This is a genomic window from Streptomyces sp. SID5785 (genome assembly GCF_009870065.1).
GTDB lineage: Bacteria > Actinomycetota > Actinomycetes > Streptomycetales > Streptomycetaceae > Streptomyces.
Window position 1 is genome coordinate 1 of sequence record NZ_WWIA01000914.1, and the last position, 2,149, is coordinate 2,149.

The window sequence follows — 2,149 nt, forward strand, 5'->3', positions numbered from 1 at the left end:
GCGCCCGCCTCCTGCGCCGCTTCGCCGACACGGTCGACAGCCACCTCGAGGAACTCGCGCAGCTGGAGGTCCGCGAGGCCGGACACCTCGTCGGCGACGCCCGCTGGGAGGCGGGCAACGTCCGCGACCTGCTCCTGTACGCCGCGGGCGGCGCCGAACGGCTCAACGGCGCGCAGATCCCCGCCCCCGGCGGCTGGAACCTCACCTTCCACGAGCCCCTCGGCGTCGTCGCCGTCATCGCTCCCTGGAACTTCCCGATGCCGATCGCCGCCTGGGGCACCGCCCCCGCGCTCGCCGCCGGCAACGCGGTCGTGCTCAAGCCCGCCGAGACCACCCCGCTCACCGCCCTGCGCCTGGCCGAACTGGCCCGGGAGGCAGGCCTGCCCGAGCATCTGTTCCAGGTGCTGCCCGGCCACGGGGCCGTCACCGGCCGTGCCCTCGTCGACCACCCCGACGTCGCGAAGGTCGTCTTCACCGGGTCCGCCCGCACCGGCCGCGAGATCATGGCGCGCTGCGCCGCACAGATCAAACCGGTCACCCTCGAACTCGGCGGCAAGAGCCCCAACATCGTCTTCGCCGACGCCGACCTCGACGCGGCCCTCGACCCGTTCTCCTTCCTCGACAACGCGGGCCAGGACTGCTGCGCCCGCACCCGGATCCTCGTCCACCGCTCCGTCCACGAGGAGGCCCTCGCCCGGCTCGCCGACACGGTCGCCGCCGTCACCGTCGGCGATCCGCTCGACGAGAAGACGCAGATGGGGCCGCTGATCTCACGTCAGCAGCTGGACCGGGTGCGGGGCTTCGTGCCCGACGGCGCGCCCGGCGTCCGCGGCACCGCCCCCACCGGGCCCGGCTACTGGTTCCCCCCGACGGTCCTCACCGGCGAGGATCCCGGTTCCGCGGCCGCCGTGGAGGAGATCTTCGGGCCCGTCGCCGTCCTGCTCCCCTTCGACGACGAGGCCGACGCGATCCGGCTCGCCGACGCCACCCCGTACGGACTGTCCGGGTCGATCTGGACCCGGGACGTGGGCCGCGCCCTGCGCGTCTCGGCGGCCGTCCGCGCCGGGAACCTGTCCGTCAACTCGCATGCCAGCGTGCGCTACTGGACCCCGTTCGGCGGCTCCAAGCAGTCCGGCCTCGGCCGGGAGCTCGGCCCTGACGCCCTGACCGCCTTCACCGAGACCAAGAACGTCTTCCTCAGTACGGAGGCCTGAACCCCCTATGACCCAGGACATCGTCTGCCGCCGCCTCGTCGGCCGCACCGCCGTCGTCACCGGGGCCGGCAGCGGCATCGGCCTCGCCACCGCCCACCGGCTCGCCTCCGAGGGCGCCCACGTCGTCTGCGGCGACATCGACGCCGCGGCGGGCACGAGCGCGGCCGAGTCCGTCGGCGGCACCTTCGTCCAGGTCGACGTCACCGACGCCGCACAGGTCGACGCCCTGTTCCGCACCGCGTACGAGACCTACGGCTCCGTCGACATCGCCTTCAACAACGCGGGCATCTCGCCGCCCGACGACGACTCGATCCTCGACACCGGCCTGGAGGCCTGGAAGCGGGTCCAGGAGGTCAACCTCACCTCCGTCTACCTGTGCTGCAAGGCCGCCATCCCCTACATGCGCGAACAGGGCAGAGGCTCCATCATCAACACCGCCTCCTTCGTCGCCCGGATGGGCGCCGCCACCTCCCAGATCTCCTACACCGCGTCCAAGGGCGGCGTCCTCGCCATGTCGCGCGAGCTCGGCGTGCAGTTCGCCCGTGAGGGCATCCGGGTCAACGCCCTGTGCCCCGGCCCGGTCAACACCCCGCTCCTCCAGGAGCTGTTCGCCAAGGACCCGGAGCGCGCCGCCCGCCGCCTCGTGCACATCCCGGTGGGCCGCTTCGCCGAGGCCGAGGAGATCGCGGCCGCCGTCGCCTTCCTCGCCAGCGACGACGCCGCCTTCGTCAACGCCACCGACTTCCTCGTCGACGGCGGCATCTCCGGCGCGTACGTCACACCGCTGTAGCCCCGCCCGCAACACACGGCGTCAGCACCCTCGGCACGCCCCACCGGTTGATGTACGGTCCACTCGCATGCGTAACAGACATGTTGCCGCGTGGACTTCGGTAGCGGCCGCCGCCCTCATGGCGGCCGCCACCCTGACCACCCCC

Annotated in this window: 2 protein-coding genes; both read left to right on the forward strand. The window is 72.9% G+C overall.

Features of this window, described 5'->3' with window-relative positions; all coding sequences use genetic code 11:
* Positions 1 to 1,214, forward strand: a 1,214-nt coding sequence (locus GTW43_RS30075; protein WP_161305149.1) for an aldehyde dehydrogenase family protein, incomplete at its 5' end; no start/stop codon positions are given.
* A gap of 7 nt (positions 1,215 to 1,221) precedes the next feature.
* A complete protein-coding gene (locus GTW43_RS30080; protein ID WP_161305150.1) occupies positions 1,222 to 2,004 on the forward strand; it encodes a 3-oxoacyl-ACP reductase in 783 nt (260 codons plus the stop codon).
* Positions 2,005 to 2,149 lie beyond the last annotated feature (145 nt).

Excerpts from the sequence above, each read along its gene's own strand:
- GTW43_RS30080 (WP_161305150.1), top strand. The coding sequence starts at position 1,222 with ATGACCCAGGACATCGTCTGCCGCCGCCTCGTCGGCCGCACCGCCGTC.